Annotated in this window: 26 protein-coding genes; 11 read left to right on the forward strand and 15 right to left on the reverse strand. The window is 70.4% G+C overall.

Annotated features, from left to right (window positions below; genetic code table 11):
• Positions 1-172: 172 nt before the first annotated feature.
• A complete protein-coding gene (locus tag OG446_RS36275; protein ID WP_328898027.1) occupies positions 173-1,246 on the reverse strand; it encodes an alkene reductase in 1,074 nt (357 codons plus the stop codon).
• A gap of 114 nt (positions 1,247-1,360) precedes the next feature.
• Between OG446_RS36275 and OG446_RS36280 the strand changes: the two genes are divergently transcribed.
• The gene (locus OG446_RS36280; protein WP_328898028.1) at positions 1,361-1,738 is read left to right on the forward strand and encodes a MerR family transcriptional regulator; all 378 of its coding nucleotides are present in this window, start codon (positions 1,361-1,363) and stop codon (positions 1,736-1,738) included.
• 228 nt (positions 1,739-1,966) lie between these two features.
• Entirely contained in the window at positions 1,967-2,131 is a 165-nt protein-coding gene (locus tag OG446_RS36290; protein ID WP_328898545.1) for a hypothetical protein, read from the forward strand.
• On the opposite strand, the gene OG446_RS36295 is transcribed toward OG446_RS36290, so the two are convergent.
• The gene (locus OG446_RS36295; RefSeq protein WP_328898029.1) at positions 2,100-2,384 is read right to left on the reverse strand and encodes a hypothetical protein; all 285 of its coding nucleotides are present in this window, start codon (positions 2,382-2,384) and stop codon (positions 2,100-2,102) included. The genes OG446_RS36290 and OG446_RS36295 overlap by 32 nt on opposite strands.
• 79 nt (positions 2,385-2,463) lie before the next feature.
• Between OG446_RS36295 and OG446_RS36300 the strand changes: the two genes are divergently transcribed.
• Complete coding sequence (locus tag OG446_RS36300) at positions 2,464-3,081, forward strand: TOPRIM nucleotidyl transferase/hydrolase domain-containing protein (protein ID WP_328898030.1); 618 nt, start codon at positions 2,464-2,466, stop codon at positions 3,079-3,081.
• A 29-nt stretch (positions 3,082-3,110) separates the two neighbouring features.
• On the opposite strand, the gene OG446_RS36305 is transcribed toward OG446_RS36300, so the two are convergent.
• The 3 genes from OG446_RS36305 to OG446_RS36315 all read right to left on the reverse strand — a co-directional run bounded on the left by OG446_RS36305 (position 3,111) and on the right by OG446_RS36315 (position 5,009).
• A complete protein-coding gene (locus OG446_RS36305; RefSeq protein ID WP_328898031.1) occupies positions 3,111-3,791 on the reverse strand; it encodes an NUDIX domain-containing protein in 681 nt (226 codons plus the stop codon).
• Positions 3,788-4,141: a DUF4406 domain-containing protein gene (locus tag OG446_RS36310; protein ID WP_328898529.1), complete on the reverse strand. Its 354-nt coding sequence runs from the start codon at positions 4,139-4,141 to the stop codon at positions 3,788-3,790. The genes OG446_RS36305 and OG446_RS36310 overlap by 4 nt, the downstream gene beginning before the upstream one ends.
• 82 nt (positions 4,142-4,223) lie before the next feature.
• Positions 4,224-5,009 (reverse strand): DeoR/GlpR family DNA-binding transcription regulator, encoded by a 786-nt coding sequence (locus tag OG446_RS36315; RefSeq protein ID WP_328898032.1) that lies wholly within the window; start codon positions 5,007-5,009, stop codon positions 4,224-4,226.
• A gap of 166 nt (positions 5,010-5,175) precedes the next feature.
• Between OG446_RS36315 and OG446_RS36320 the strand changes: the two genes are divergently transcribed.
• The 3 genes from OG446_RS36320 to OG446_RS36330 all read left to right on the forward strand — a co-directional run bounded on the left by OG446_RS36320 (position 5,176) and on the right by OG446_RS36330 (position 6,621).
• Entirely contained in the window at positions 5,176-5,622 is a 447-nt protein-coding gene (locus OG446_RS36320; RefSeq protein ID WP_328898033.1) for an SRPBCC domain-containing protein, read from the forward strand.
• Positions 5,619-5,987 carry an ArsR/SmtB family transcription factor gene (locus OG446_RS36325; protein ID WP_328898034.1) on the forward strand — a complete coding sequence of 123 codons (369 nt, stop codon included), beginning with the start codon at positions 5,619-5,621 and terminating at the stop codon, positions 5,985-5,987. Before OG446_RS36320 ends, OG446_RS36325 begins: the two co-directional genes overlap by 4 nt.
• Before the next feature lie 100 nt (positions 5,988-6,087).
• Positions 6,088-6,621 carry a hypothetical protein gene (locus tag OG446_RS36330; protein WP_328898035.1) on the forward strand — a complete coding sequence of 178 codons (534 nt, stop codon included), beginning with the start codon at positions 6,088-6,090 and terminating at the stop codon, positions 6,619-6,621.
• Positions 6,622-6,738: 117 nt separating this feature from the next.
• Here OG446_RS36330 and OG446_RS36335 read toward each other — a convergent pair whose 3' ends face one another.
• A complete protein-coding gene (locus OG446_RS36335; RefSeq protein ID WP_328898036.1) occupies positions 6,739-7,410 on the reverse strand; it encodes a hypothetical protein in 672 nt (223 codons plus the stop codon).
• A 705-nt stretch (positions 7,411-8,115) separates the two neighbouring features.
• On the opposite strand from OG446_RS36335, the gene OG446_RS36340 reads away from it, so the two are divergent.
• On the forward strand, positions 8,116-9,336 hold the full coding sequence (locus tag OG446_RS36340; protein ID WP_328898037.1) for a right-handed parallel beta-helix repeat-containing protein: 1,221 nt from the start codon (positions 8,116-8,118) through the stop codon (positions 9,334-9,336).
• A 71-nt stretch (positions 9,337-9,407) separates the two neighbouring features.
• Here the strand turns inward: OG446_RS36340 and OG446_RS36345 are convergent, their stop codons facing one another.
• The 4 genes from OG446_RS36345 to OG446_RS36360 form a co-directional block, all read right to left on the reverse strand.
• Positions 9,408-10,784: a VWA domain-containing protein gene (locus OG446_RS36345; protein WP_328898038.1), complete on the reverse strand. Its 1,377-nt coding sequence runs from the start codon at positions 10,782-10,784 to the stop codon at positions 9,408-9,410.
• A gap of 69 nt (positions 10,785-10,853) precedes the next feature.
• Positions 10,854-12,053 (reverse strand): serine hydrolase domain-containing protein, encoded by a 1,200-nt coding sequence (locus tag OG446_RS36350; RefSeq protein ID WP_328898039.1) that lies wholly within the window; start codon positions 12,051-12,053, stop codon positions 10,854-10,856.
• Positions 12,054-12,272: 219 nt separating this feature from the next.
• Positions 12,273-12,884, reverse strand: a complete 612-nt coding sequence (locus OG446_RS36355) for a DUF6461 domain-containing protein (RefSeq protein ID WP_328898040.1) — start codon at positions 12,882-12,884, stop codon at positions 12,273-12,275.
• Positions 12,885-13,034: 150 nt separating this feature from the next.
• Positions 13,035-14,201 carry an alanine--tRNA ligase-related protein gene (locus tag OG446_RS36360; RefSeq protein ID WP_328898041.1) on the reverse strand — a complete coding sequence of 389 codons (1,167 nt, stop codon included), beginning with the start codon at positions 14,199-14,201 and terminating at the stop codon, positions 13,035-13,037.
• Positions 14,202-14,579: 378 nt separating this feature from the next.
• On the opposite strand from OG446_RS36360, the gene OG446_RS36365 reads away from it, so the two are divergent.
• A complete protein-coding gene (locus OG446_RS36365; RefSeq protein WP_328898042.1) occupies positions 14,580-14,951 on the forward strand; it encodes a hypothetical protein in 372 nt (123 codons plus the stop codon).
• A 39-nt stretch (positions 14,952-14,990) separates the two neighbouring features.
• Here the strand turns inward: OG446_RS36365 and thpR are convergent, their stop codons facing one another.
• Positions 14,991-15,629, reverse strand: coding sequence for an RNA 2',3'-cyclic phosphodiesterase (gene thpR, locus OG446_RS36370; protein ID WP_328898043.1), 639 nt, complete (start codon positions 15,627-15,629; stop codon positions 14,991-14,993).
• A 34-nt stretch (positions 15,630-15,663) separates the two neighbouring features.
• The gene (locus tag OG446_RS36375) at positions 15,664-16,278 is read right to left on the reverse strand and encodes a TetR/AcrR family transcriptional regulator (protein WP_328898044.1); all 615 of its coding nucleotides are present in this window, start codon (positions 16,276-16,278) and stop codon (positions 15,664-15,666) included.
• Between the two features lie 173 nt (positions 16,279-16,451).
• Here OG446_RS36375 and OG446_RS36380 point away from each other — a divergent pair, with 173 nt between their 5' ends.
• Positions 16,452-17,993 carry an MFS transporter gene (locus tag OG446_RS36380; protein WP_328898045.1) on the forward strand — a complete coding sequence of 514 codons (1,542 nt, stop codon included), beginning with the start codon at positions 16,452-16,454 and terminating at the stop codon, positions 17,991-17,993.
• 130 nt (positions 17,994-18,123) lie between these two features.
• On the opposite strand, the gene OG446_RS36385 is transcribed toward OG446_RS36380, so the two are convergent.
• From OG446_RS36385 to OG446_RS36395, 3 genes are all read right to left on the reverse strand, one after another.
• The gene (locus tag OG446_RS36385; protein ID WP_443050298.1) at positions 18,124-19,329 is read right to left on the reverse strand and encodes an MFS transporter; all 1,206 of its coding nucleotides are present in this window, start codon (positions 19,327-19,329) and stop codon (positions 18,124-18,126) included.
• Between the two features lie 127 nt (positions 19,330-19,456).
• Positions 19,457-20,461: an alpha/beta hydrolase gene (locus OG446_RS36390; RefSeq protein WP_328898047.1), complete on the reverse strand. Its 1,005-nt coding sequence runs from the start codon at positions 20,459-20,461 to the stop codon at positions 19,457-19,459.
• 74 nt (positions 20,462-20,535) lie between these two features.
• Positions 20,536-22,152, reverse strand: a complete 1,617-nt coding sequence (locus OG446_RS36395; RefSeq protein ID WP_328898048.1) for a phosphodiester glycosidase family protein — start codon at positions 22,150-22,152, stop codon at positions 20,536-20,538.
• Between the two features lie 211 nt (positions 22,153-22,363).
• On the opposite strand from OG446_RS36395, the gene OG446_RS36400 reads away from it, so the two are divergent.
• Together OG446_RS36400 and rph are read left to right on the forward strand one after the other, a co-directional pair.
• Entirely contained in the window at positions 22,364-22,819 is a 456-nt protein-coding gene (locus OG446_RS36400) for a hypothetical protein (RefSeq protein ID WP_328898049.1), read from the forward strand.
• Between the two features lie 546 nt (positions 22,820-23,365).
• The gene (rph, locus tag OG446_RS36405) at positions 23,366-25,972 is read left to right on the forward strand and encodes a rifamycin-inactivating phosphotransferase (protein ID WP_328898050.1); all 2,607 of its coding nucleotides are present in this window, start codon (positions 23,366-23,368) and stop codon (positions 25,970-25,972) included.
• Positions 25,973-26,086 lie beyond the last annotated feature (114 nt).

The following is a 26,086-nucleotide window of genomic DNA, read 5'->3' on the forward strand; positions in this document are numbered from 1 at the left end:
ACCCCTGCGCCCCCGGGCGGGAACGCCCGCAGGGCGGCCCGTTGGCCGGCGCGGCCGGGTGCCGCCCGGTCAGGTGCGGACGACGGGACACGAGGCCGTCCGCACCTGCGGGACACCCGGCGAAAGGAGACCGACATGGACCAGACCGCCCCAGGGGACGCGGGCGGGGGAGTCAGGCCGCGTACTGATGGGCCGGGTAGGTGAGGTAGCCCGCATCACCGCCCTGGTAGTACGTCGACTCGTCCACCGGGGCGATCGGAAGTCCGGTGCGCAGCCGCTCGACGAGGTCGGGGTTGGCGATGAAGGCGCGGCCGAAGCTGATGAGGTCGGCCCCCTGCCCGAGCCAGTGGTCGGCGTCGTCCCTTCCGGTCTGCTTGGGCCCCATCGGAACGGTGGGATTGACGATCAGCGCGCCCGGCCACGCCCGGCGCAGGGTGAGGAGAACCTCCTCCTCGGCAGTGGCCTCAAGATGTACGTAGGCCACTTCGAGGCGGGCCAGTTCGGCCAGAAGCGCGGTGTACAGCTCGACGGTCCCGCTCTCCTCGACGCCCCAGAACAACCCGCCGGGAGAGAGACGGATCCCGGTCCTGGCACCGCCCACGGCGTCGACGGTGGCGGCGACGGCCTCGACGGCGAAGCGGATCCGGTTGGCGACCGGGCCGCCGTAGCGGTCCGTGCGCAGGTTGGCGTTGGACGAGAGGAACTGGGAGATCAAGTAGCCGTTGGCGCCGTGCAGTTCCACCCCGTCGAAGCCGGCATCGACGGCGCGACGGGCGGCCCGGGCGTACGATTCCGCCTGCTCGGGCACCTCCGCGGTCTCCAGGGCGCGGGGCATCGGTGCGGGCTGGGGACCGGTCGGGGTGAACACATCACCGACGGCCGGGACCGCTGACGGCCCGATCGGCTGTACGCCGGTGGTGTCGGGATGCGAGACCCGGCCGCCGTGCATGATCTGGGCGAAGATCCGTCCGCCATTGGTGTGGACGGCTGCGGTCACGGGGCGCCAGGATGCGACCTGCTCGTCGGTGTGGAGCCCCGGAGTCCCCGGATTGGACTGCCCGATCGTGCTCGGCTGGACCCCTTCGCTCACGATCAGCCCGGCGCTGGCCCGCTGCGCGTAGTAGGCGGCCATGGACGGCGTCGCAAGCCCGCCGGCTGCGGCCCGTACCCGGCTCATGGGAGCCATGACGATCCGGTTGGGCAGAGCCAGACCGGCGAGGGAGGAGCCGGTGAAAAGGGATGTCACGTCAGGATTCCTTAGCGTTCAGCGATGCCCGGACCTCGGGCATGCAGTTACGCTAAAACCTCACATTGACGTCAGGGGCAAGCCCTGTGACGCAGGACACAACCGGGAGGTTCGGTGCGCATCGGGGAGCTCGCGTCGCGAGCCGGGGTGAGCGTGCGGTCCGTGCGCTATTACGAGGAGCAGGGCCTGCTCGCCAGCGTCCGCAGTTCCAGCGGGCAGCGGCACTACACGGATGAGTCGGTCGAACGGGTCGCGTTCATCCAGCGCCTCTACGCGGCAGGCCTGTCCAGCCGCACCGTGGCCGAACTGCTGCCCTGCGTCGACGCGCCGAGCAGGGAGAACTCCGACTCCGCGCTGGAGCGGATGGCCGAGGAGCGCGATCGGCTCTCCCTGCACATCGAGGACCTCCTGCGGACCAGGGAGACCCTCGACGCACTGGTGGAGACGGCCCGGGTGTACCGGGAGCAGTTGGGCACGCCGGCCGCCGACTGACGCCCGGGCCGGTCGCCGCCCGGGCGTCTGCAGCAGGTGCCGTATGCGCGACGGCTTCCCCGTCGGCTCCTGGGGTCGTCGGAGGCGAGGCGGTCGAGCCACTCCCTCAGAAGCTGCTGCTCCGATGTGCTGAGGGTCGCCTGTTCGGGCAGTGCCGCACACAGGGCGCGTGCGGCACCGGCCGGGCCCGCGGCGCATCCGGCCCGCCCCCGCCCGGATCTCGCACAGGTGCGCGACAAGATCAACCGGGTCGACGTCGAGAAGGTGCGCGCGATCGGCGCGTCGGCGTCCGTGCGCAGCGAACGGCTCCTTCCTGCGGTGGCACCTTGGCTGCCGCCGAGGCGGGTGTGCGCCACCGTCGTCACCTCGATCGCCTCCCTGCGACGGCGCTGACGCAGGCGCTGTGCCCTCCGTCTGCGCGCCGGGTGGCATCGGTTCGGTGCAGCGGGGGCGAGTCGACGGACGAGGCCGCCCTCCGGCGCCGGGCGATGCCTTCCGCAGTTGCGGAGAAGCCGCGGTGCTCGCGTATCCAGGCCTCGTCGACGCCCGCCTCCGCGTTGGGGTAGGTCTGCAACCAGACTCTCAACTGCAGGGGGCCCAGGGCTGCGGCGTCGTCGGGAACCGGAACCTCGATCACAGGGGTCATGCGCGTCATCCTTCACGTGCGGTCGGACGAGGGCGGTAATTCACTACCGCCGGAGCAGGGAAAGGCGGAGACTCGTTCCGTGGCCGACATGGAACTGTTCCGGGAGACCGTCGTCGCGTGGGCAGCCGGCGGCCCCGGTGGGCCCGCGCGTGAACTGGCCGCGCGGCTTCCGGTCCGGGCAGCCGTGCTGCTGGAGGGGCCGAGCGACTCCGCGGCGGTGAACGCCCTGGCCGCGAGCCGCGGGCGGAACCTGGCGGCCGAGGGCATCTGCGTCCTGCCGATGGGCGGTGCCATGAGCGTCGGACGCTTTGCCCGCCTGCTCGGGCCGCCGGGACTGGGCCTTCGGCTCACGGGGCTGTGTGACGAGGCCGAACGGCCCTACTACACACGCGGTCTGGAGCGCGCGGATGCCGCACAGGAGGAGTTCTTCGTCTGCGCGGCGGATCTGGAGGACGAGCTCATCCGCGCCCTGGGCGTGACACGCGTGGAGGAGCTCATCCAGGTCGAGGGCGACGGGCGCGCCTTCCAGACCTTCCTGCACCAGCCGGCCCAGCGCGGCCGTACCCCGCAGCAGCGCGTGCGGCGCTTTCTCGGTACGAAGAAGGGGCGCAAGATCCACTATGGCCGCGTCCTCGTCGAGGCGCTCGACCCCGACGACGTACCCGCCCCGCTCGACGGCCTGCTCGCCGGTCTCTGACCGCGGCCGTCGGCCGCCGACGGCTGCGGTCAGTCTCTGCGGGGGAGCGGGCCCGGCCTGCTGAACGGGCCGTCCAGAGCGGCCCACTGGAGCAGCATGATGGTCTTCGCGTCGACGATCGTGCCGTCGCGCACCCTGTCCAGCGCCTCGGCGAACGGGAGCTCGACGGTGGTGATGTCCTCGCCCTCGGCCGCGATGCCCGTCGTCCCGGTCGGATTGTCCACCGGGTCGTACGGTGCGGCGTAGAAGTGCAGGCGCTCGGTGACGGACCCGGGGCTCATGTAGACGGCGAAGACGTGCTCGGGAGTGCCGATGACGTGTCCGGTCTCCTCGGCGGCCTCGCGACGGATCGCTGTGTGCGGGCTGTCACCGTCGAGGAGCCCGGCCGCGGTTTCCAGGAGCATGCCGTCGGGGTGCCCGTTGACGTACGCGGGCAGGCGGAACTGACGGGTGAGCAGCACGGTGCGGTGGTCGGTGTTGTAAAGCAGGATCGTCGCCCCGTCACCGCGGTCGTACGTCTCCCGCTGCTCACGGCTGACGTGTCCGTCGGTGTGCTCGTAGTCGAAGGTCGTCCTGCGCAGGACGTACCAGTCGCAGGACAGCACCTCCACATCGTGGATCCGCACGCGGGGGTTGCCGGTCAGATCGAGGCCGTGCCGGTCCAGGCCGGTACGGCCACGGCGGTCAGGCGTGTCGAGGCCGGCGGTCATCGGGCGGCCGGGACGTCGGCGAGGCCGGTGTAGACGGCCAGGCCCTGGGAGCGGGCCCGGGCGACCATCCGGTCCGCCCCCCGGGACGCGCCACCGATCCGCAGAACGGCGTCGCAGCGGGCGAGGAGTTGCTCGGCGACCGGATGGAAGATCTCGTCGAACAGCGGGTCGCCGGGCCGGGTGCTTCCCGCGGCGTCCAGGAGCGGCAGGGCGAGGGCCTCGCCGGTGACGGGCAGGTGTCCGGCGCGGAAGAGAACGAGGGCCGACTCGTTCATCGCGCGGACGTTGGCCTCCAGCTTGTGGGGGTCGTCGCCGGTGCCCGATCGGTAGGGGCCGGCGACGAGGATCATCAGAGAACGGGGATCGTTGGCCACGACGGCGCTCCTCGATCGGGGGTGGGTGGGGTGGGGTGGGGTGGGACAGGGGCGGAGGTCAGGCCAGCACGGTCTCGACGCCTGCCTCACGCAGGGCGTCCAGGGTCTGCGGACCACTGGGGTGGGTGCCGGCGCTCCCGGCGGCCCGGTCGGTGACGAAGCAGTGCACGGCGTCGAGGGGCGCCACCCGGCTGAAGGCGCGTACGCCGAGCTTGGTCGCGTCCGCCACCGCGATGGTGCGATCGGCACGAGCGAGCCCGGCCTGCTTGACGGCGGCGTCGTCCAGGGAGAACTCGGACCAGCCGTCCTCGGCGTGCACACCGCCGATGGACATGACGAAGCAGTCGAACGCCAAGGACTCCAGCGTCCGCAGCGCCAGCGGACCGACGAACGACCGCTCACCGGGCCGGGAGCGCCCGCCCACGACCAGGAGCTCGATGCCCGGCCGGTCGGCAAGGCACAGCGCGGCCTGAAGACTCAGCACGGCGACCGTCAGCGGAGCCCGTGCCGCCAGGTGCTCGGCCACGTGCACCGTCGTGGTCCCCGCGTCCAGCAGCACCCGGGATCCCGGCTCGACCAACGCGGCCACCGCACCGCCCAGGTGGTCCTTGGTGGCGGCCTGCCACGGCTCTCGCGCCGAGAATCCGGCGTCCTCGCCCCGGGACCGCGTGGCCACGGCTCCGCCGTGCACGCGCCGCACCAGGCCCTGGGCTTCCAGGGCGTCGAGGTCCCTGCGCACGGTCATCTCCGACACGCCCAGGCGCCGGGAGAGCTCGGAGACGGAGACACGGTCGGATCCCTGCACCAGTCGCAGGGTCAGGTCCAGACGGGTGGCGACACTCATGAGTACTTTCTACCAGCTCGATGTTCGAATGAACAACTGCTTGATCGTAGGACGGGTGCCCGATACCCCCTTTTCGGGTAGTGCAACGCGCGGGTTGCGCGTGAAACCTCGTTGTGCAACCCTGGAGTTGCAAGTTCGAATGGCGACGAGACAAGGAAGTCAGCTCATGAGCGAGGACCGGATCGAACGCGAAACCCTGATCGAGGCGTCCCTGGAGCGCGTCTGGTCACTGGTGGCCCAGCCCGGCTTCTGGGTGGCCGACAAGGCGAGCCTGCCGGGCACCGTGGCACGGGAAGGGGAATCGATGGTGGCGAAGCACGCGGAGCACGGCGACTTCCCGGTGCGTGTGGAGAAGGTCAGGCCGCCGACGTTCCTGGCATACCGCTGGACCAGCGCGTTCCCGGGCGAGGAACTGCGTGAGGACAACAGCACCCTCGTGGAGTTCACCCTGACCCAGGAGGGTGACCGGACGCGGCTGCGCGTCGTCGAGAGCGGGTTCGCGGCGCTGGCGGGTTCCGAGGAACTGCGCAGTCAGAACCTCAAGGACCACACCGGAGGCTGGCCCCTGGAGCTCGACGCGCTCAAGACGCGTGCCGAACAGCCCGCCACATGACGGAAGAACGTACCGGCGCCGCCGACGCCGTGAGTCATGTCCTCGGCGCCCTCGCCGATCCGACGCGCCGCCAGTTGCTCGATCTGCTCGCGGCACGGGGCGAGGCCACCGCGACCACCCTGGCCGAGCGGCTTCCCGTCTCACGGCAGGCGGTGGTCAAGCACCTCGCCGTCCTGGATGCCGCCGAGCTGGTCTCCGGCACCCGGGTCGGACGCGAGGTGCGGTACGCGGTACGGCCTGCGGCGCTCGACGCGACGGCACGGTGGATGGCCTCCCTGGCTGCCGACTGGGACCGGCGGCTGGCACACATCAAACGCGTCGCCGAGGCGGCGGAGCGGGACGCGCGGCCAACGCGGCCCGAGTGAGGCGGAATACGGGCCCTGCCCGGGGGGAAGGGGAACCCGGACCTGCCCGGTAGGCGTCGTGTCCTGCGGCACTACGGCGAGCGGGGGAGGGGGAGAGCCCGTGGAGACCAGGGACATCATCCGGCTGATGGGGCGCCGGACCGTACTGCGGTACGTGATGGCGGGGTTCGTGGCCGCCGCGGTCTCCGCCTGCTCACGTGACGGGGGTTCGACCGACGTGAGGTTCCGGACGTTGGGGGCGTTCCTCGACGGCAGCTGGGAGTTCGAGGCGGAGAACGGAGCCGGCGCCCGCATCGCGGTGTCGAAGGAGGGCGACTGGCTCATGACGGGAGGCGGTGTGGACAGTCCCTGGTCGGAGGAAGGTACGTGGGCTCTCGACGCCGGCCGCCTGTCGGTGACGATGACCGGACGCCGGTCGCATGTCGTCCAGGACGTGCCCGACGACGTGGAGAAGGCGCTGGCCGGCGCCTACACCGTGTCGGGCGGACTGACCGACGACCAGGACACGGGCTATCGCCGGATGCGGGTCGGCCGCGCCGAGGGGAAGGTGGTGCTGACGTTCCCCGATGAACGTGCGGACGGCTGGATCCGGGTGGTCACCTGTACCCGGGTGAAGACCGCGGAGGCTCCCTGACGGAGGTGCGGCAGCCGGGAACGACCGTGCCGGCCCTGCCCCCGTTCACGTCCGGCCCTCGTGCGACGAGCGGGCGCCCTGTTCCCACCCGTGGGAAAGCAGGGCGCCCGCTCGTCGTCATGCCCGACCGGCCATACGGGCGCTCAGGGTCCGGACCACCTCGGTCAGGACCTTGTCCCGCCAGTTCCTGTCGGCCTCCGGGTACTCTCCGACACCGTCCGCGGTCGAGGATCCGCTCACCTCGAACTCGTACGGCCCCTGGTGGCAGACCAGTTGGTCATCGTCCTCGACGAAACACCCCGTCGGGCCGAGCGAGGCGCCGAGGTCCCGGTACTTCTCGGGGTCCTGGCCGCCGTTCTTCGCCGCGTACTCCTGGTCCTTCGCGTAACCCTTCGCCACGAGGGCCGGGTCGGCGACGCTCTGGAACACGATGCGGACGTTGCTGTTGTGCTCGCTCTCGTACTCGTCCGGCAGACCGAACGCGGTTTTGCAGCCACCCTTCGGGACGTCGCCCGTGGTCCCCGGGGCCGACTCCGCGAGCGGGTTGAAGTTGAGGACGGTGACCTTGATGGGTTCACGCTCGAAGTCCTCCGCCTGCGGCAGGATCGCGCGGATCTCCTCGTCGCTCAAGGCCTGGCACGCGTCGGGCCACTGTGCCACAGGGAGCGAACTGCCTTGAGGCGGCTGTGCGTCGAGCCGGGCGCCGGACGGCTTCGCTGACCCGAACTCCAGCGGCGGTACGTCGGTGCCGCATCCGGTCAGCACGACAGCCGCGGATGCGACTGCCATGGCGCCCAGGGGGATGCGGTTCCGGTTCATTGTCGGCACGTCTGACTCCGGTCTGAGGCTGGGTACTTGATGTGTCACTCATAGGAATACGACAGATGCGACCCGGTGTGCGAGGTGAATGCGCGGCGGGATGCGGGGAGTAGCCGCGCTGGCCGGGCGGCCGGGTGCGGAAGCCGGCGCTGAGCGGCGGCGTCTTCGGCGCGCACCGTACGCCCGTGAGGGAAGAGCGGCGCCGGGTGTTCGTCAGCGGCATCACCGAACGGGTTGTTGCCGGACAGCGGCGCGGCGATATACGGGAAGCGGCCGAGGGCGCCCGGCGCGCGGTCACCGCCGCGGCCGCCGGGATGACCGCCACGCCTCAGGATCGATGTGGTTCACAAGCATGTCTATGTTTCAGATACATGTCCATTGACGTGAACATGGTCGACGCCTAGGGTTATGGAAAGCGCTTGCACGACCTGATGAACGTTCCTCTCCGTGAGACCCCGTTCATGGACTCGAACAAACACGGTGCCATGACCGATGCCTCGACAGAAGGGCGCTCACGCTTCTTCCCTGACGTGGCCGCGGTTGCGCCCGCACCGACATCGCCAAGCCGGCAGCACGGTTGCCCGGTCCGCCGCCCCACCCAGAGGCGGACCCCGCAACCGCACGAACGCGCCACACCAACTCGTCGAACGAACCAACCCCACCTGGAGTCGAACGATGCAGATCAAACCCGTCATCGCTTGCGTCAGCCTGCTGGCAGGCTCACTGGCCGCCGTGAGCGGCGCGACCGCTCAGGCGGCGCCCACCCTGCACCGGGCCGGAGCATCACCCGCGGTCTCCGCGCCGCTGGACGCCGCCGCCCTCTACGTGGCGCCGGACGGCACCGACGGCGCAGCCGGAACGGAGGCTGACCCGACGACACTGGCCTCGGCCATCAGCCGCGTCGACTCCGGCGGCACGGTCTACCTGCGCGGCGGTACGTACCACTACGCGCAGACCGTCACCATCCCGCCGGGCAACGACGGTTCGTCGAGTGCCCGCACCACCCTCGCGGCCTACCCGGGCGAAAGCCCGGTGCTGAACTTCGCGGAGATGAGCGAGGACCCGGCCAACCGAGGGCTCGCCGTGAACGGGGACTTCTGGCACATCAACGGCATCGTCGTCGAACACGCCGGCGACAACGGGATCTTCGTCGGCGGCAGCAACAACGTCGTCGAACGCGTCGTGACACGCTTCAACCACGACTCGGGGCTGCAGATCTCACGGATCGCCTCGACCACCCCGGACGACGAGTGGCCCGCCAACAACCTCATCCTGAGCTCGGAGTCGCACGACAACGCCGACTCCGACGGCGAGGACGCCGACGGCTTCGCCTCCAAGCTCACTTCCGGCCCCGGGAACGTCTTCCGCTACACGGTGTCCCACCACAACATCGACGACGGCTGGGACCTCTACACCAAGAACGAGACCGGCCCCATCGGCCCGGTGACCATCGAGGACTCCCTCTCCTACAGCAACGGCACGCTCTCGGACGGGACCGTGAACGCCGACGGTGACCGCAACGGCTTCAAGCTCGGCGGCGACGACATCGAGGTCGACCACGTCGTACGCCGCAACATCGCCTACGACAACGGCCATCACGGATTCACGTACAACAGCAACCCCGGCTCGATGACGGTGTCCGACAACGTCGCCGTCGACAACGAGGAGCGCAACTTCTCCTTCGACAAGGGCACTTCCGTCTACCGCAACAACACCTCCTGCCGCAGTGACGACGGGTCGAACGACAAGACGGTCGGCGACGCCGACAGTTCGAACCAGTTCTGGACCGGCTCGAACGGCTCCCGCTGCTCCGCGTACGACGGACCCCTGGACTGGTCGTTCGCTGCGGACGGCCACCTCGTCGTGACGTTCGGCGGAACGGCCGTGACCCCGTAACCCACCGACGGGCGGTGGAGGGCGGGGCCGCCGGCCCGGCCCTCCACCGCGCGCGAGCAGCCGGCGGACGGTCAGCGCAGGATGCCGAGCCTGCGGACAGTCCTCAGCCAGGACGGGAACTCCGACAGGAGCCGGTCGTACAGCTCCGCGTCAGGGACCGTCTCGATGTCGTCCGCGGCGAAGAAGCCGACGTTGTCGACCCGTCGGCCGGGCAAGGTGTCGAAGCGTTCCAGCACCCCGTACTGCGACCGGCCGAGGCCGATGAACTGCCAGAAGACCGGCTCCTCCACCGCCGCACGCAGCTCCCGCTCGATCTCGTCGTTGCGGTACACGCCTCCGTCCGAGAAGAACAGGACTAGGGTCGGTTCGGGCACCGGATGGTCGCGCACGAAGGCGCGCACTTCGGCGATGACCTTCTGCTCCTCGTTCTGGATCCCGACCGCGCGCATGTCGACCTGCCCCGGACGCAGACCCCTCGGCGGCTTCCTGCGGCCGAAGAGACCGACCTGTCCGACGCGCACGTGCAGCGCGAGCCACTCGGGCAGTTCACCGACCACGAGGTCGGGCAGCCGGGCGGGATTGCTGGCGAACGTCCAGGCCTGCATCTCCCCGTCGTCGTCGAGCTGGGCCGCGACGGCCGCCATCCGTTCGGTGACACCGGCCATGGTGCCGCGTGTGTAGAGGCCGCCCATCGATCCGGACGCGTCGAGCACGAGGATGACGCGTGCGGTCAGCCGGGGCAGGCCGTGCTTGGTCAGGCTGACGGCGATCTGCTGTTTGCGCAGCGACAGGCGCTTGCGCATGTCGACCGGCAGATTCTCCTCGCCCTTGGTGAGCCGGATCAAGGGCTCCGCCCGGCCGGCCGGGGGTGGCACGGGGACCGCGGGCAGGACCGGAGCGGGGCGCGGTGCCGTCGGGGCGGCGGAAGGCCGTTCCTCGTCGACGCTGATTCCGAAGTCCGTCGCCAGCCCGGCCAGACCGTCCGTGTATCCCTGGCCGACGGCGCGGAACTTCCACCCGCCGGCGCGCCGGTAGAGCTCGCCGCTCACGTAGGCGGTCTCCGCGCCGGCCTCCATGTCGAAGCGGGCCAACTCGACACCGGACGCCGCGTCGAACAGCCGCAGATGAAGGCCGGGGACCTGCCCGAAGGTCCCACCGTCGACCGAAGCACACAGAGCGACCCGCTCGATGTCCGGTCCCAGCCCGCCCAGATCGACATGGAGCGAGTCGGCCGCCGCCTGCTTGCCGAGGTGACGTACGGCGCCGGACGCATGCCGCGGCTGGTTGTAGAAGACGAAGTCGTCGTCGGACCGGACCCGTCCGCCGCTCGCCAGCAGCAGCGCGGAGGCATCCACATCCGGCACGCCGGACCCCGGCGACCAGCCCAGGACGGCTCTCACGGTGGATGCCGTCACCGGCATGTTGGCGCCCTTGCTCAGTGTCGTCACAAGGACAGTCTGCCTGCCACCTCGATGACATGACCCCCGAGGTGCGACCACCGTACGACGGAACGGTGCTCAGCGTGGCGTGACCGAACCGTCGTAGACGTTGCCCGGCGTGACGACTTCGGTGACGGCCCGGGCGAGCAGCGTGGACGGCTCCTGGGACCCGCTGGTGATATCCGTATTGATCATGATGACCAGGGTGGCCTTCTGCGAGGGCAGGTACACGGTCACGGTCTCGTACCCCGGCAGGGAACCGTTGTGTCCGATCCACCCGCCGGTCTCGAAGATGCCGAGTCCGTAGCTCAAGCCCGGAATGCCCGTGGGAAGAGTCCTGAGCCGCTGCGCCTGTGTCGCCGGGCTCAGCAGTTCTCCGGTGGCGACGATCTTCGCCCACCGGCGGAGGTCCTGCAGATCGGAGATCATCGCACCGGCGGCCCATGCCCAGCTGGGATTCCAGTCCGTGGCGTCCTCGGTCTCACCGCTCAGCGTCTGGTCGGTGTAGCCGCGCGGGTGCGGGTCCGGGAACCCTGGACCCGTCGGGAAGAGCGTGTGGCGCAGGTGGGACGGGCGGAGCACCCGGTTACGGATGACGTCCTCGATCCGATGGCCGCTGACCTTCTCGATCACCAGGCCGAGCAGGACGAGGTTGGAATTGGAGTACTGGAACTGGGCGCCCGGCTCGAAGGTGTTCCGGTGCTTCATGCCGTACGCGAGCAGTTCCCGCGGGGTGAAGTGGCGCTGCGGGTTGCTGAGCAGGTCGTGGATGAAGTCCGCGTCGGCGGTGTACGGGAACAGACCGCTGCGCATCTCCGCGAGATGACGGAGCGTGATCCGGTTGCCGTTGCGGACCCCGGGGACGTACCTGGAGATCGGGTCGTCCAGCCGCACCCGATGGTCGTCGACGAGTTCGAGCAGAGCGGTGACGGTGAAGGTCTTGGTCTCGCTGCCGATACGGATGTAGGAGTCGGCGGCCATCGGTTCGCGGGTGGCGGTGTCGGCGACGCCGGTCGCGCGGACGTAGCTGCCCTTGCCCGGCATCCACAGCCCGACGACGACACCGGGAATGCCGGCCTGCTTGCGGACGTCCGCGATGGCCTTGTCCAGCCGGGCGTTCACCTCGGGACCGAGGCCACCGGGCGGGCAGTCGTCCCGGCCGTGCCGGTCGACGCCCACGGCATGCACCGCCGGAGCGGAGCCCATCGCCATGGGCGCCAGCAGGGTCGCCACGAGCGATGCGGCGGCGAACAGGCGTCGAGCGGAGATACGTCGCATGTCAGGGTGCCTCGTCCAGGTCGGGGAGCGGAGGGCAACATCACCACCCGCACCCCGTACGGAAGGCCGCGCCGGAGGCGCGCTCCGGTGATTCCACTCGTTCGGAGCCCACCGGATCACCGGAGCGGCCCTGACCCGCACCCGGCAACGTCCCCGCACCGCCGTTCGGTCGGCCCAGGACCGCGGGCAGGCGCGCGCCGGCCGCCCGTGCGCCGCGGGCTACGGCAGCCACGCCGCTTCCGGGTCGCCGAAGAGCGCGTCGGGGGAGGCGAGGGACACGGTGCGAAGTGGCGCGTCCATCCAGGCGGGAACGACCGGCACGCCCGTGATGTGCTCCAGCAGGGCGAAGGATTCGGAGTCCAGAGTCTCCAAGTGGAACGGGATCCCGGCCGCCCAGGCGGGAATTCCGGGCGCCGGCTCCATCCAGGCGGCGTCACCCACGACCGAGGGGTCGAACATTCCGTCCACACGCCCGTCGCGTGCGTGCATGACCTGATGCTGGGCGAGGACGTTGTGATGGATGCTGAAGAACTCGCCACCGTCCGACGAGGCGCGCCTGGCGATTTCCGGAATGCTGCCGTGGAACCCCCACTCGATGGCGATGACGTGCTTCTCCACGGTGACGACCCGCAGAAGAGCGCGGTCCGCGTGGACGTGGTCCGCCTGCTCGTCGGCCGCCTCGGCGAACGTCATGACCCGGGACCCGGCCGGTTCGCCGCCGAACGCCCGGATCACCTCTTCCTCAGTCTTCCCCGTGACCACGGAGAGCGTGTATGTCTCCCACTCGGCCGCATCGGCCCACGCGTACGCGGCGACAAGGTCTTCCCACACCACAGCCTCCCCTGACGAACACCGGCGGCTGACGCGCTGACCGTTCCCGCCCATGGCGCCGCACTCTATCCAGCCCGCGACGCCTGACACGGCCCGCAGCCCCGGCCGGGGACGGCTGTCTCGATGCCGCCCCCACCGGTGCCGGGCGCCTCAGTCGTGGCGCAGGCTCGTGACCAGGTCACGAGGCAGGCCATGGGTGTCGTGGAGGTAGTGGAGGTCGTCCTCCGTGAGCCGACCTCGGAACCGCGGCCGGGCGAGCACCTGCCGGCCGCGCTCCATGAGGAGTCCGAACCGGCGCTCCTCGTCGAGCAGCACCTGATGGACGTCGGCCGGCGGCAGTTCCTGCCGGAAGTGGTCCAGGGTGTGGCGGACCAGGTCGTCCGGCAGGTCGGCGAGACCGTACGAGGGATCCTGCCGCCACAGAGCGGTGAGGACCCGCCGTACCAGGCGGCGCAGTACGTAGCCCCGCCCGGTGTTGGCCGGACGCACGCCGTCGCCCAGCACCACGACGGCCGAGCGCAGATGGTCGATGACCAGGCGCAGCGACGGTTCGTCCAGTTGCCACAGCGGCGGAACCAGGCGACGCCACGGCTCGAAGAGGTCCGACTCGAACACGGACGACTTGCCCTGGAGCAGGGTGGCCAGCCGCTCCAGGCCGAGCCCGGTGTCGACGTTCCGCTGGGGAAGAGGCACCAGGGACCCGTCGTCGAGCCGGCGGTGCCTCATCATCACGTGGTTCCACACCTCCACCCAGCGGTCGTCCTGGGTCGGCGTCGACCGGGGCGGGCCGTCGCCGCTCCACAGGAAGATCTCCGAGTCGGGACCGCACGGTCCGACATCCCCGTTGGACCACCAGTTCTCCTCCACGGTGAGCTCGACGGGGACCCCGCGGTCCTGCCACAGCTGAAGGGACGGGGTGTCCCGTTCGCACTGGCTGTCGCCGGCGTAGACGGTGGCGTGCAGCAGACCGGGATCGATGCCCAGGGCCTCGGTGAGCAGCCCGTACCCCCAGTCGAGGCTGAGCGGACCTTCGTAGTCGCCGAGTGACCAGGTGCCGAGCATCTCGAAGACCGTCAGGTGAGTGGCGTCGCCGATCTCTTCCAGATCCGTGGTGCGCAGACAGCGCTGTACGTTGACCAGCCGCCCGCCCAGTGGATGGGGGCGGCCCTCCAGGTACGGAGTAAGGGGGTGCATGCCGGAGGTGGTGAACAGGACGGGGTCGCCCGGTGGGGGCAGCAGCGTCGAGCCGACGATCCGGTGATGACCGCGCTCCTCGAAGTACTCGACGAACGTGCTGACCAGTTTTTCCGTATGCATGGGATGGCTCCTTCGCGTCACAGCGGGGGAGGCACCGGAGAACGGGACCGCTCAGTCACCCGGCCGGGGCCAGAGGCTCCACGGCACTGCCGACGGACCGTTTCCGGTCGCCGGGGGAGGGAAAGTCAGACGGCGGCAACCGGCGAGCTGGTCGCTCGCGCGGTCGCGGTGGTGTGAGAGCCGGTGACGTTCATGTGAACGATCTTATCGTGGCCCGTTCACCCGGGCACGGGGATTTTCCGCCGCCGGCTGGACCGACCGCCTGTCGCGAAGACGGACGGGGCGGGGAAAGGACGTGGCCGGTGAGTCCGTGGTGACGGTAAGGTCCGGCTTCCGGCCCAACACAGCGGTGGGGCCCATGTGCAGAGAGCGAAGCGGATGAGCGGGCGGCAAGCGACGACGACCCTTTGGCGCCCCACCGGACCCGTGGAGCTGGATCTGGTCCGGGAGCTGAACTGGCGTGCCTGGCCGCCCCGGCTGCCGGAGCAACCGATCTTCTACCCGGTTCTCAACGAGGACTACGCGGTGAGGATCGCGCGCGACTGGAACGTGAAGCACGACGGTGCCGGCTTCGTCACCCGATTCGAGGTCGAGTCGGAGTTCCTCACCCGGTACCCCGTACAACAGGCCGGCGGGCGGACGATCCTCGAACTCTGGGTTCCGGCCGAGGAACTGGACGACTTCAACGCCCACATCGTCGGCGAGATCCAGGTGGTCCACGAGTTCCGCCGCGGTGAGGAGTCCCTCTGAGAGGGGAGGCGGCCAGGCCCTGCGGCGCCGGTTCAGTGATCAACCGTCATGGTGGGTGCCCGTGGCCGGCGGAGGCGCCGAAGACGCTGCACCGCGGTCCCCGGAGCCGAGGGGCCACGCCGTGATGTCGCGATAGCGGATCGGCCCACTGCTCCGTGCGGCGTTGCTGCCGACCAGATGCAGCCGTTCGGCATCCCACGGACGGCCGGTGAATCCGGCGAGCCCGGCCGCGATCTCCGCTGCCGAGGACTGATCACCCCGGCGTGCGCGGGCCAGCGTCAGATGCGGTCGCAGGGGCCGGTCCGCCAGGACGACTCCGCGGTCCCTGACCGCCGTACGTACGTCGGCAGCCAGGCCGTACAACGCGTCCAGGTCTCCGTCGACCCCGGTCCACACGACCCGGCCGTCGAAGTCCCCGCCGCCCCGCAGCACAAGGCGCGGGGAGGGATGCGCCGCTGCGATGCCGGCGAGCGGCGCACGCAGGAGCGGAACCGTTTCGACGGGCAGCTCTCCGAGGAACGCCAGCGTGATGTGCCAGTCCTCGACGCGATTCCATCGCATCCGCGGATGCGAGGCGTAGGCGGGCCGGAGTTCCCGGGCGAGTTCCTCCTTCGCGGGGTCGGGCGGGGCGAGGGCGATGAACACGCGGATGGCCGCGGGCAGTGTCTCTTCGTTCACGTCGGAGTCGGTCCGTGTCCGGTCCGGAGGCCGGTCAGCCGTGCTCGGCGTCCGTGGCCGGGTGAAGGGCGTCGTCCGTGCCGTGGCGGAGGCCGTTGACGACCAGTGCGATCATGCGCTGTGTGTAGTCCTGGTCGTCCGGCGAGACGAGATCGCCGACGGCGCGCAGCAGGTCGTACGGGGGCATGCCGGCGCGGAGCCCGCCGGATGCGGCGGCGCAGTCCAGCAGCTCCGTCACGACGGGGAGGAAGCGCTGCTGGAAGTAGGCGGGGAGGCTTTCGTAGGCGGGGTCGCCCGAGTGCAGAGCCGCCTTGAGGCCGCGTTTGGCCGCGACGAACTGCGCGTAGCGCTGGAGCCACAAGGTGAGGGCCTCGACCGGCTCGTGCTGCTCGGCGAGGGCGGGGGCGGCCTCGGCGCAGGCGTCGACCTCGTGGCGGAAGACGGCGGTGATGAGGTCGGAGCGCTGCGGGAAGTGGCGGTAGAGCGTGCCCGCCCCCACGCCGGCCCGAGCGGTGATCCGCCGCACGGGGGCGTCCACGCCGTCCGACGCGAAGACCTCGGCGGCTGCGGTCAGCAGAGCGTCCAGGTTGCGCTGGACGTCGGGCCGCACACGGCGGGCGACCGGCTCCTCGGTGGGGCGATCAGACATGGAATGGGTTCCCTTTGCGCTCCGGAACGATGTTCCGTATTGTGATTGCTGAACGGTGTTCCGGTTTCATTCTATCCGGAGCCGTGACCGGCAGCAGTACCCAGCGCCGCCCATCCTCCTCCAGCCCCGAATCCTTCTTCAGTCCCGAATTGAGTCCCGAAGTGGGTACCCCCATGTCCGAAACAACTCTGACCGCCGGGAAAGCAGACACCGGCCCCGACCCGAAGCGCTGGAAGGCGCTGATCTTCATAGCCCTGGCGCAGCTGATGGTCGTGCTCGACGCGACCATCGTGAACATCGCGCTGCCCTCCGCCCAGCAGGACCTCGGCATCTCGGACGGCAACCGGCAGTGGGTCATCACCGCCTACGCCCTGGCCTTCGGCGGTCTGCTGCTCTTCGGCGGCCGCATCGCCGACCTCTGGGGCCGCAAGCGGGCCTTCCTCGTCGGCCTGACCGGCTTCGCCACCGCCTCCGTGCTCGGCGGCGCCGCCCAGGGCGAGGCCATGATGCTCGGCGCCCGTGCCCTGCAGGGCGTCTTCGGCGCACTGCTCGCACCGGCGGCGCTCTCGCTGCTCGCGGTGACGTTCACCGAGGCCAGGGAGCGCGCCAGGGCGTTCGGCATCTACGGCGCGATCGCCGGTGGGGGCGGAGCCGTGGGCTTCATCCTCGGCGGCACCCTCACCGAGTACCTGAACTGGCGCTGGACCTTCTTCGTCAACGTTCCCTTCGCGATCGTCGCGGCCCTGGGCGCGTACTTCGTGATCCGTGAGCCGGCCGGCGGACGCAACCGCTCGCCCCTCGACATCCCGGGCGTCGCCCTCTCCAGCCTCGGCCTGGTCTCCCTCGTCTACGGCTTCACGCGCGCGGAGTCCGCAGGCTGGTCCGACGCGCTGACGATCGGCATGTTCGTGGCCTCCGCGGTGCTGCTCGGCGCGTTCCTGGTCACCGAGGCCAGGGTCAAGGCGCCGCTGCTGCCGCTGCGCGTGCCGGCCGACCGCAACCGCGGCGGTGTCTACCTCTCGCTCGGCCTCGCCGTCATCGCGATGTTCGGCACCTTCCTGTTCCTCACCTACTACCTCCAGATCGTCCAGGGTTACTCGCCGATCAGGACCGGTCTGGCGTTCCTGCCGATGGTCGCCGGCATGATCACGGGCTCCACCCAGATCGGCGCCCGGCTGATGACGAGGGTTCCCCCGCGACTGCTCATGGGCCCGGGCTTCCTGGTCGCCGCGACCGGAATGCTGTTCCTGACGCGGATGGACATCGGCAGCTCGTACGCCGGACCGGTGCTGCCGGGGCTGCTGCTGCTCGGACTCGGCATGGGCACGGCGTTCATGCCCGCGATGTCGCTCGCCACCCACGGCGTCGAGCCGCGTGACGCCGGAGTCGCCTCCGCGATGGTCAACACCTCGCAGCAGGTCGGCGGTGCCATCGGCACCGCGCTCCTGAACACCATCGCGGCCTCGGCCACGACCGCGTACCTCGCCGCACATGCGGCAGGTGCGACGACTCCGGCCGCACAGAAGCTGGTTCAGGCGCAGGCCATGGTGCGCGGATACTCCAGCGCTACCTGGTGGGCGGTCGGCATCCTGGTGGTTGCCGCAGCCATCGCCCTGACCATGATCAAGGCCGGTCACCAGGGTGGCCCCGCGGCCACCTCGCGTGCTCCGGAGGGAGCGCAGGAGGAGACGAAGATCCCCGCCGTCGCGCACTGAACCACTGGACACCCCCCCCGCAGCGGAAGGGCGCGGTCAGCACGCTGACCGCGCCCTTCCGGCAAACCGGACCCCTTGCCCATCTCGTACGAACCGGGTGCCCGGCACGAGCTCCGGCCACCGAAGCCGGCTACGCAGAGGGCGGCGGCCTGAGGGCGGAGTAGGTCCCCGCACCTGCCGCCAGCAACATGACGCAGCCCGTGAAGATCAGCCCGGCCTCGCGAAGGCCCAGTGACGTGGCCAGCGCACCGACACCGACCACCGGCACCGAGATGCCGGTGTACGCGACGACGAAGAACGCCGAAATGGTGCCGCCCCGGTGCGTTGCCGGAGCGGCGTCGCTGACCAGCGTGAGCGCCGCCCGGAAGGACAACCCCTGGCCGGTTCCCCCGCACAGGGCTCCGAGAACGAGCAGCGGCAGGGATTCCGCGACCAGTGAGGACGCCACCAGCAGCAGACCGACGACGAGAGCACCGCACCCGAGCGGCAGCGCATGGCGCGCGCCGATGCGCCCGCTCAGCGACTGTCCGACGGTCGAAGCCAGAAACACGGAGAACACGACGGCTCCGGTCACCGCCAGGTTGTGCACGCCCAACGTCTGCGTGGCGAAGCTCGGCGCGACCGCGGTGAACAGCCCGAGCAGGGCGAAGCCGGCGAACGCCGCCAGCGAGGCGCGCGCGAACACCCCCTTCACCTCCGGCGGAACCGCCACACCCTGAGGCGTCGGCCGCGGCCACCGCCGGGGATGCGTCACGGTCTCCGGCAGACTCCGGATGATCCCGCACGCCACGGCCACCAGTCCCAGATGGACCCAGAACGGCAGTGTCAGGGGCCACGGCGTGTACTCGGCGAGGAAGCCGGACAGCAGCGGCCCGCAACCCAGTCCGCCCATGTTCGCGGCCGTGGCGGCGAACCCGGCCCGCGCCTTCTGCCCCGGGCGGGCGAGCTCCAGGACCGCCGCGGTCGCCGCACCGCTCAGCAGACCGGCCGCGCCGCCGGACAGCAGGCGGCCCGCGAAGAGCAACGGCAGCCCGCTCTCCAGCAGGAAGCAGCCCGCGCTCGCCGCCGACAGAGCCATGGCGCACAGCAGCACGGGCCTGCGGCCGACCTTGTCCGAGTAGTTGCCCACCAGCATCAGCACGGCGATCACCGCCAGGGCGTACGCGGCGAAGACGACGGTCACCATCAGCTCGGAGAACCCGATCTTCTCCTGATAGAGCCCGTACAGGGGAGTGGGCAGCGTGGTCCCGGCCATCCCGATGGCGAACACCACAGCCGCAGCCACGTAGCCGGGACGCCGGCCACTGCCCGTACTCACCGCACCCTCGCGAACGATCACCCGCGTCACCCTACGAGCGGCCACCCGCCCGGACCGTGCACGGCGCGAGGCACGGCCGGGTCGAGTCGTGCCTCGCGCCGATGCGCCGGCGGCCACGGGGGTGGTCGCAACTGTCCGTACCCGCTCAGCGGTCGGTGCGCAGAGCGTGGAGCAGCATCGGCAGTGAAGCATGCAACTCGCGCTGCCAGTACGCCCAGCGATGGGTGCCCGGCCCGTAGAAATGAGTGACCACATGCCGAGCGCCGACGCGTTCGAGCTCGCTCGCCAGGGCGTGGTTCTGCCGGTTGAAGTCCGCCTCCAGGGCGTTCGTGCTGCCTGGCGGGTCCAGCGGACCGGCGGTGCCGTCACCGCAGGACAGGTAGACCGGGATCGACCTGAGTCGCTTGGCCAGGTGGAACGGGTCGTGGGCCGCCCAGACATCGCGTTGCGCCACCGGGTCGCCCCAGACCCGCAGCGGGTCGCCGCCCTGACCGGCGAAGTACCCCATGATGCGGTCGACCGACTCGTCGTTGAGCAGCGGATGCGCGGAGCCGGAGTACGAGGCGGCCGCCTTGAACATGCCGGGGTGCCGGGCCGCGTACATCAGGGCGCCCTGGCCGCCCATCGACAGTCCCGCCACCACGCGATTGCTGCTCGCCCCCCAGCCGTGTTCGAGCAGGCGGCGCAGCTCCTCGGTGTGGAAGGTCTCCCACGCCGGGTCACTGCCCTGGCCGTAGTTCCACCAGTCGCTGTACCAGCCGTTCCAGCCGGCCTCAGGCATGACCACAAGGACGTCGCGCAGATCTTCGGTCTGCGCGACATCGGTCTTGCTAGTCCACGAGGTGTAGTCCCCGCAGCAGCCGTGCAGCAGCCAGAGAGTCGGCCAGCGCCGGCTCCGGTCGCCCGGATCCCAGCCATCCGGCGTGAGCAGGCGCACGTTCACCGTCCGGTCTCCGAGCGCCGGTGAACGAACCGACAGGTCGACCTGCCGGTCGGCGACCTGGGTGACGGCGACGACCTCGGCACCCCGGGACGGGGCGGTCCCGATCGGCTCCGCGGCGGCCGACACGGGTGCGTTCGACATCAGCGTGAGCAGCAGTGCCCCAACGATGAGCAGCAGACGGGCTCTTCGGATCGGAACGGCGGTCATGGCGACTCCTGTCAGTGGACTGTGGACGGTCGCGAGCCGGGCTTCCCTGCCCGGACCTTCCCGGCCGGAACCGGTCAGTTCCGGCCGGAAAGTATCAGCAGTGCGTCGCCGACGGGGCGTTCACCGGCCGCGTCGGACGGATCATTGATCATGACTCCGTCGACCACCATCGTGGTCGACCCGCCGCCGTCGAGATTGACCGCGTCGCGCAGGCCGAGCGCCCGGGCGACGGCGGCGCTCTCGGGGATGCTCAGCCCGAGTGCGTCCGTGCTGCGCCCGTCGGCGGTGACCAGCACGGTCCGGCCCGTGGCGTCCACCCCGGCCAGCGTGCGCGGATTCCGCTTCTGCATCCAGCCGTAGTAGAAGCTCGGATTGCCGGACTGCACCATGCCGTCGGCGGTGGGCGTGACGTGCGGGCGCCCGTCCCGGACCAGTTCGGGGCCTCCGTTGAGGATGCTGGTCGTCGGTGACGGCGACACCTTGTGGCCGTTGCCGTCCCGCAGTGTCCTCTCGACGCGCAGGGGCCGGCCGACCTGAGCGAGGGCGGTCAACTGGGCGACGCGGGTACCGGTCGCCTGCACGGAGCCGGCGCCGTCCGGCAGCGGCCCGCCGCGCGGCGACCGCAGTTCCAGGACGCGGCCGTGGGCGTCCAGTACGGCCTCGATGCCCTCGCCGCCCGGTGTCTGCCGACCGTAGTCGGGCGTGAAAGCGACGAGCTCGTCGCGGTCGGAGCAGGTGACGTCGTGCAGGGGCAGCGAGGTCGGCGTGTCGTCCGCGGTGCCGCCACAGTTCCTGATCAGGCCCGGAACGCGGTCGATTCCGTCCAGGGCCTGCGAAGCCCCCCGGCCGACGACACGCCCCTCCCAGGTCAGCCGGGCCACCGTGCTGTGCCGGCCGTTGCCGTGGATCACCAGCCCGGGCCGCCCCTGGACCGGCTCGCTCAGGACCCGGCCGTCGTAGACGCCGACACCGGCCGGATCGCCCGGTGCGCCCGCCTTCGGATCGAGGACGAAGAACCCGGCGTTGACCCCCGCGGTCGCACCGGCCGCGGCCGCCAGCTCACTGGTCTTCTCACGGTTCTCCAGATCCGGACCGTACGAGGCCGCGAGCCGGCCGCGGAACCGGCCCGGGTCGATGGTGAGCACGTCGATCCGCCACGGACCACGGTCCGTCGGGTCGCCGTCCCAGCCGGTGTACACGGCGGACCCGGCGTAGCCGGCCTTCCGCAGCAGCGCGAGCTCGGCCGCCGCCGCGGACTGCGTGTCGAACCGCCCGACCCGGACCCGCCACCCGAGCGATCCGCCGGCGTAGTCGGCGACGGCCGGCGTCGTGACCTGCTCGGCCCGGGCGTCGAAGCCGTCTCCCTCGATGTCCGCGGTCAGTTCGTCGGCACTGGCCCGGTCCTTGAGCGCCGTCGGCGGCGCGTCGGGATCCGGCGAGGTGGCACCGCCGGGTATCGACACCTCGACGGTCCACGCGAGCGCCGGAGCATCGGCACCGCGCACGATCCGCGTGAGGGTGACACCGGGCTGCAGGGTGCGCGTGCTGCGCGTCTCGGCCAGGCCGACGGCACCCAGCGGCAGGGCACGCACCGACCCGGGACGCGGCTCGGAGGAAGCGGGCGCGGGCGATGCGCCCATCACGGCCAAAAGGGCCAGGACCGTGGCCGTGCCGAGGACCTTGCTGTTCATGTACCCCCCTGGGAAAGATCCGCCCAGCAACGGTGCGTGTGCCGACCGTCACCAGTCAAGGCGTGTGCACGTCAACTCTGATGGTCCATTGGCGCAACTCCACACGAACGCGCACCGAACCTGATCGACGACTCGCACCCTTTCCAGCGGAACCGGAGATTGGGGCGAGCCGGAGGGAACGCCCGCCTACTGTGGCTGTGGAGGTACACCCGTGTCCTGGCCATCCGTGATCATCCTCGTCCCCGCTGGGCGTCGCATGTCGCTCGAAGGGCGAATCCGCGCCTTTGGCCTCGCACCGGATCCTGCGACGGGCGGCGAACGGCTGCACTGGCACGGCTACTCGTACTGCTTCGACCTCTCGGGCAGGATCCTGGCGGACTACGAGCCGGACGAGATCGAGCACGTCACGGCCTCGATCGGCGAACCGTACGCCGTCCAGGTGTCCTGCCAGTCCATGGACGCCGCCCGGGCCTTCCTCCATGACGTCCTTCCTGGCGTCGACGGTCTGGTGGACACCAACCATTTCGAGATCCTGCCGGCTGCCGGGTTCCTCACACTGATGAACGGTCATCCGGGGTGGGACTGGCGTCGCCGACCGAGCACGGACCTCGCGAGCGGTTCCGGAGACGGACCGCCCGGGCTGAGTGGCCACCAGGAAGGCGCGTAGCAGCGGGTTCTCGCAGGCACGCGCGGAGAGCTCCGCCTGCCCTTGCCGACGCCCGGTCTCCTCGATTTGGATCCGCCGGCCGACCGTGAAGATCCAGGACGTGGCCTCGACAGACGGATCGCCACCTCGTGCTGCGCGTCCCGTGGCCGGACGCGCGCCCTTGACCGCGGGAGGCGGCACAAGACGAAGGCGAGGAGATCGCTCTCCTCGCCACTCCTAACGTATAGCGCACTGGGGGGCTTGCGGCAAGGCCCGGGTGGTGGCGCAGAATCGTCGGCCGAGGCCACAGCCTGCGGATATGGGAGCACGAGTGCGTGAGTTGTCGATGTACGGGGGACGCGGTGACGTCGGAGAAGCGGTGGGCGCGGCCGTGCGGGTGCGGGTCTTCGGCGCGGTGGTGCCCGGGTACGCGCCGCCCGAGCCGTCGGATGGAGGGCCGCCAGTGACGACGACGTGGCTGGCACGAGGTACCACGCACGGGGAGTCGCCCGTGATTCGATCGGCCGGTGCAGGGCAATGGGACACGACTGCCTCGGAGGTATCGCGATGAACGAGCAGTACGTGTGGGATCTTCAGGACGTTGACGAGACCCGGGTCGGGGTCGTCGGTGGCAAGGGTGCGCACCTGGGCGGGCTGTCGCGGATCGAAGGTGTCCGGGTGCCGCCCGGATTCTGTGTGACGACGGACGCCTTCCGGCGCGTCATGTCGGAAGAGCCGTCGATCGATGATCGGCTCGATGAGCTGTCGCGTCTGAACCCCGACGACCGGGAGGCGGTCCGCACGCTCAGTGCGCAGATCCGCCGGTCCATCGAAGGGATCGCCGTCCCGGGCGATCTCGCAGCGGTGATCACCCGCGCGCTCGCCCGCCTCGGTGACCGGGTCGCCTGCGCGGTCCGGTCCAGCGCGACGGCGGAGGACCTGCCGACGGCCTCGTTCGCCGGCCAGCAGGACACGTACCTCAACGTCCTGGGGCCCGCGGCGGTCCTGCAGCACATCAGCAGGTGCTGGGCCTCGCTCTTCACCGAGCGGGCCGTGACCTACCGTCAGCGGAACGGCATCGACCACCGTACGGTCCACATGGCCGTGGTCGTGCAGCAGATGGCCTTCCCGGAGGCGGCCGGCATCCTGTTCACCGCCGACCCCGTCACCGGCAACCGCAAGGTCGCCACCGTGGACGCCGGCTTCGGCCTCGGCGAGGCACTGGTCTCCGGCCTGGTGAACCCAGACGTGTTCAAGGTGCGGGACGGCGAAGTCGTCGCCAGGACGATCGCGGCCAAAGAGCGTGCCGTGCTCGCGTTGCCTGACGGCGGTACGCAGGAAGTGGCGATCGACGCGCGGCGCCAGGAGCTGCCTGCGCTGACCGACGAGCAGGTGGTACGGCTCGTGGGGCTCGGGCGGCGCATCGAAGCACACTTCGGCTGCCCCCAGGACATCGAGTGGTGCCTGGTCGACGACGGCTTCCAGATCGTTCAGAGCCGGCCGGTCACCACTCTGTTCCCCGTCCCCGAGACCGACGACCAGGACAACCACGTCTACGTCTCCGTCGGTCATCAGCAGATGATGACCGACCCCATGAAGCCGCTGGGCTTCTCCATGTGGCAGCGGACGGCCATGGTGGCGATGCACGAGGCCGGCGGAAGGCTGTTCGTCGACGTCACCGCGCGTCTGGCCTCGCCCGCGAGCCGCGCCGCCCTCCTGGAGATCATGGGGAAAGGCGATCCGCTGGTCAGGGACGCTCTGGAGACAGTCCTCGACCGTGACGACTTCGTACCTTCGCTCCCGGACCCGGGGCCCGGGAAGCCGCCGGCCGGAGGCGCGCCCGCCCCGGTCGAGACCGATCCGGCCGTCGTCACCGGCCTGATCGCGGCGAGCCGGGCGTCCGTCGCCGCCCTGGAGCGCGAAATCCGGACGAAGACCGGACCGGCGCTGTTCGACTTCCTGCTGGAGGCCTTCGAGGAGCACAAACGAGTCCTCGGCGACCGGGTGAGCATGCAGGTGATCATGGCCGGCATGGAGGCCACATGGTGGCTCAACGACAAGCTGGAGGAGTGGCTGGGGGAGAAGAACGCGGCCGACACGCTCACGCTGTCCGCTCCTGACAACATCACGTCGGAGATGGGGCTGGCGCTGCTCGATGTCGCGGACGTGATCCGCCCGCGGCCGGAGGTGGTGGAGTTCCTCCGGGGCGTCGAGCACGTCGAGGACGACGCCTTCCTGGACGAACTGGCGAAAGTCACGGGCGGGCCCGAAGCGCGCGAAGCCATTGAGGCCTACCTCGACCGGTACGGCATGCGTTGCGTCGGCGAGATCGACATCACGAGGCCCCGCTGGCGCGAACGCCCCACCACGCTCGTGCCCGTGATCCTCGACAACGTCAGGAACTTCGGGCGAGGCGCTGCGGGGCGGCGTTTCGAGGAAGGGCGGCAGAGGGCGGAGAAGAAGGAACAAGAGGTTCTCTCACGTCTGCGAGTTCTGCCGGACGGGGATCAGAAGGCTGACGAGGCCAAGCGGATGATCGACCGGGTCAGGACGTTCATCGGGTACCGGGAGTACCCGAAGTACGGCATCGTCAGCCGTACCTTCGTCTACAAGCAGGCCCTGCTGCGAGAGGCCGAGCGTCTCGTCGAGGACAACGTGCTCCGCGACAGGGAGGACATCTTCTACCTCACGTTCCAGGAGCTCCACGACGTGGTGCGCTCGAACCGGCTGGACGAGCGGCTGATCCAGCGCCGCAAGGACGCCTTCCGGTCGTACCACGCGCTCACACCGCCCCGGGTTCTCACTTCGGACGGGGAGGCGCTCACGGGGGCGTACCGGCGCGACGACGTGCCGGTCGGTGCTCTGACCGGCGTCCCTGTTTCCGTCGGGACGATCGAGGGCAGGGCCCGCGTCATCCTCGATATGTCGGAGGCCGACCTCGAAGCGGGCGACATCCTGGTCACGGCCTTCACGGACCCCAGCTGGTCGCCGCTGTTCGTCGGGATCGCGGGCCTGGTGACGGAGGTGGGCGGCGTGATGACCCATGGCGCGGTGATCGCGCGGGAGTACGGTTTGCCGGCTGTGGTGGGAGTGGAGCAGGCGACCCGGCTGATCCGGGACGGGCAGCGGATCCGTGTGCACGGAACGGATGGGTACGTAGAGATCCTGCCCTGACCGGTCCACGAGAGGTCGCACACCGCACGCCGGGACACGCTTTCCGGCGTGCGGCGTGCGGCGGACATTGCGTGGGGGCCGGCCCCGCGCGTGCGGGGCGGCGGCGCCGGGCGA

Origin of the sequence: Streptomyces sp. NBC_00236, from assembly GCF_036195045.1 — a bacterium.
In the GTDB taxonomy this organism is placed as follows: Bacteria; Actinomycetota; Actinomycetes; order Streptomycetales; family Streptomycetaceae; genus Streptomyces.

Bases quoted from the DNA above. Each gene is read 5' to 3' on its own strand.
- OG446_RS36295 (WP_328898029.1), bottom strand. From the start codon at position 2,384: ATGACCCCTGTGATCGAGGTTCCGGTTCCCGACGACGCCGCAGCCCTG.
- OG446_RS36305 (WP_328898031.1), bottom strand. From the start codon at position 3,791: ATGACCGCCGGCCTCGACACGCCTGACCGCCGTGGCCGTACCGGCCTG.
- OG446_RS36310 (WP_328898529.1), bottom strand. From the start codon at position 4,141: ATGATCCTCGTCGCCGGCCCCTACCGATCGGGCACCGGCGACGACCCC.
- OG446_RS36315 (WP_328898032.1), bottom strand. From the start codon at position 5,009: ATGAGTGTCGCCACCCGTCTGGACCTGACCCTGCGACTGGTGCAGGGA.
- OG446_RS36320 (WP_328898033.1), top strand. From the start codon at position 5,176: ATGAGCGAGGACCGGATCGAACGCGAAACCCTGATCGAGGCGTCCCTG.
- OG446_RS36325 (WP_328898034.1), top strand. From the start codon at position 5,619: ATGACGGAAGAACGTACCGGCGCCGCCGACGCCGTGAGTCATGTCCTC.
- OG446_RS36335 (WP_328898036.1), bottom strand. From the start codon at position 7,410: ATGGCAGTCGCATCCGCGGCTGTCGTGCTGACCGGATGCGGCACCGAC.
- OG446_RS36340 (WP_328898037.1), top strand. From the start codon at position 8,116: ATGCAGATCAAACCCGTCATCGCTTGCGTCAGCCTGCTGGCAGGCTCA.
- OG446_RS36350 (WP_328898039.1), bottom strand. From the start codon at position 12,053: ATGCGACGTATCTCCGCTCGACGCCTGTTCGCCGCCGCATCGCTCGTG.
- OG446_RS36360 (WP_328898041.1), bottom strand. From the start codon at position 14,201: ATGCATACGGAAAAACTGGTCAGCACGTTCGTCGAGTACTTCGAGGAG.
- OG446_RS36365 (WP_328898042.1), top strand. From the start codon at position 14,580: ATGAGCGGGCGGCAAGCGACGACGACCCTTTGGCGCCCCACCGGACCC.
- OG446_RS36375 (WP_328898044.1), bottom strand. From the start codon at position 16,278: ATGTCTGATCGCCCCACCGAGGAGCCGGTCGCCCGCCGTGTGCGGCCC.
- OG446_RS36380 (WP_328898045.1), top strand. From the start codon at position 16,452: ATGTCCGAAACAACTCTGACCGCCGGGAAAGCAGACACCGGCCCCGAC.
- OG446_RS36390 (WP_328898047.1), bottom strand. From the start codon at position 20,461: ATGACCGCCGTTCCGATCCGAAGAGCCCGTCTGCTGCTCATCGTTGGG.
- OG446_RS36395 (WP_328898048.1), bottom strand. From the start codon at position 22,152: ATGAACAGCAAGGTCCTCGGCACGGCCACGGTCCTGGCCCTTTTGGCC.
- rph (WP_328898050.1), top strand. From the start codon at position 23,366: ATGAACGAGCAGTACGTGTGGGATCTTCAGGACGTTGACGAGACCCGG.